Here is a 2,377-nt window from a genome sequence, read left to right as displayed (position 1 = left end):
ACGCGGCGAGCACGATGTAATCGTGCTACTCAAATGGACGACAAGCAGGCGAAGCGCCGCGCCGCGGCGACACGTGCGCCATCGTTCTCGTTGCGCAGCGCCCAGTCCGCGTGGCGCGCCTGCAGGCTCAGCGCGAGGCTTTGCGCGAAGGTGAAGGCGAGGTCGCGTGCCTGCGCTTCGAGCGCGTCGCGGTCGTTCGCGAGCGATTGCAGCCGCGCGGCCGCGTTGCGCGCCCGTGCGTCGGCGACCTGCACACACGCCGCCAGCTCGGCGGATTGGATCTGTGCATGCCATTCGGTTTGCGCGTCGAGCAACGTCCGCGCGCCGCCCACACCACCCAGCGCGCGCAGGAAGTCGAGCGCGAGCACGTTGGTCGTGCCTTCCCAGATCGGGAACACCTGCGCGTCGCGCAGCAGTTGCGGCATGCCCGTATCTTCGAGGTAGCCGGCACCGCCGAAGCTTTCGCAGCATTCGGAGGCAATCGCCACAGCGAGTTTGCCGGTCCACAGCTTGGCCAGCGGCGTCAGCAGGCGCAGGCGATTGAGTTGCGCTTCGCTCGCGTCTCCGGTCTGCGCGATGCCGAGCAATTCGGCGACGTGGAAACTCAAATGGAACGCGGCTTCGAATTGCGCGCGCAGATTTGCCAGCGTGGCGCGATGCAGCGGCTGCTCGGCGAGTGGCTTGCCGAATGCGCGGCGATGCTGCGCGTAGTCCTCGGCAAGCGCAAGCGCGCGGCGCATCGTCGCCACGGCGCAGATCGCGTTCCAGGTACGCGTGACATTTAGCATCGGCGCGATCGCGCGCACGCCGTGATCGGCTCCCGCGACGAGTCGCGCGGGTGTGCCTTCCAGATGGATTTCCGCGGTCGGCAGCTCGCGCGTACCAAGTTTGTCTTTGAGCCGGTCAAGGCGGATGTTCCGCCAGCAGCCCTGCGCATCGCGCGGTTCGAGGTAGAACAGGGCGAGGCCGTCGGCACCGGCCGCGGCGCCTTCGGGCCGCGCGAGCGCGAGCGCCATCTGCGCGTTGATCGCCGAGGTGAACCATTTGCGCCCGTACAATCGCCATTCGCCGTCGACGAGGTGTGCGACGGTTTCGCTGTTCGAGACATCGGAGCCGCCCGTGTTTTCGGTCATCCACTGGCCGCTGATCCAGTGCTGCGCGGGGTCGCGGCTCAGCAGATGTGGCAGTGCATGTGCTGCCAGTTCGGCATTGCCCGAGGCCTTGATCGCAGTCGCCGCGCCGTCGCTCATCGCGAGCGGGCAGGAGTGGAACTCGCTCGCGCAATGGTAAAGGTATACAAGTGCAAATTGGTGCACGCGTGCTGCTGCGCCGTGCGTCGCTTCGTGACCGGCGGCGACGAGGCCGTAGCGCGCAGCGAGGGGCGCCGCTTCGCTCCAGGCGTGTGTTAGCTCGATGCGGTCGATGCGATTGCCCCAGGCGTCCCAGTGCGTCAGCGTCGGCTCCTCATCGACGTGCGCGCGTGCCGCAAGCCAGGCCTCGGCCGCGAACTGCCCGAGCGCATCCAGGTCGGGTTCGATCGCGGCCAGCGTCTGCGCGTTCAGCGCGCGCCGCAGATACGAACGCAGCAGCGCGTCATCGCGATATTGATTGCCGAGTCGGGGAGCGGTTTGCACGAACGACATGGTCGATTCCTCGTCGTCACGGTTTGCGTTTGCTCGCGCGTACGTCCCACCCCAGCGCCAGCACGACGACCAGGGCGAGCACGATCTCGACGGCCGCAGGCCAGCGCGGCAGCGCGCCGCTCCACAGTTCGCTGATGCCGTGCGAGAAATAAAACAGGCAGGCCATGCCGCCGATCAGCACGCCGCGGCGCAGCGACTTCGCGGCGATCCACAGGCTGAGCAGCAGCGGCGTCATCGCGAGCACGAGAGCGGGAGCGAGAAGCTGCGGTTTCGCCGGCGCCAGCCACGCATGCCAGAGAGGCTGCAGGATGAGCAGCGCGATCAACGCGCCGACGGCGGTGCGCAACGCGGAATTCATGCGGTGAGCTTTGCTGCGATCGTCGCGACGCGGCGGCCGAGCACGCGCGCTAGGATTTTAGCTTCCTCGCCGATGGCACGTTCGCCACTGGTGCCGGCGACATGGCTGGCGCCGTAAGGCGTGCCGCCAGCGCGCGTCGCGTTGAGCGCGGCTTCGGTGAACGGCAGACCGACGATCAGCGCGCCGTGATGCAGCAGTGGCAGCAGCATTGTGAGCAGGGTGGCCTCCTGGCCGCCGTGCGTCGTTCCGGTCGAGGTGAACGCAGCGGCCGGCTTGCCGACGAGCGCGCCGGAAGCCCATTCCGCGCCGGTCGAATCGAGGAAATGCTTGAGCGGCGCGGCCATGTTGCCGAAGCGCGTCGGGCTGCCGAGGATCA

Annotated in this window: 3 protein-coding genes; all 3 read right to left on the bottom strand. The window is 67.9% G+C overall.

Annotated features, from left to right (window positions below; translation table 11 throughout):
- Nucleotides 1–29: 29 nt before the first annotated feature.
- Complete coding sequence (locus tag VF497_RS15470) at nucleotides 30–1,643, bottom strand: acyl-CoA dehydrogenase family protein (protein WP_330890329.1); 1,614 nt, start codon at nucleotides 1,641–1,643, stop codon at nucleotides 30–32.
- Nucleotides 1,644–1,659: 16 nt separating this feature from the next.
- Nucleotides 1,660–2,001 carry a DUF2069 domain-containing protein gene (locus VF497_RS15465; protein ID WP_330890327.1) on the bottom strand — a complete coding sequence of 114 codons (342 nt, stop codon included), beginning with the start codon at nucleotides 1,999–2,001 and terminating at the stop codon, nucleotides 1,660–1,662.
- A partial coding sequence (wrbA, locus tag VF497_RS15460; protein ID WP_330890325.1) for an NAD(P)H:quinone oxidoreductase occupies nucleotides 1,998–2,377 on the bottom strand: 380 nt, incomplete at its 5' end. The genes VF497_RS15465 and wrbA, both read right to left, overlap by 4 nt.

Source organism: Rudaea sp., from assembly GCF_036383415.1.
In the GTDB taxonomy this organism is placed as follows: Bacteria; Pseudomonadota; Gammaproteobacteria; order Xanthomonadales; family Rhodanobacteraceae; genus Rudaea.
This window is presented reverse-complemented; position numbering and strand designations above follow the sequence as displayed.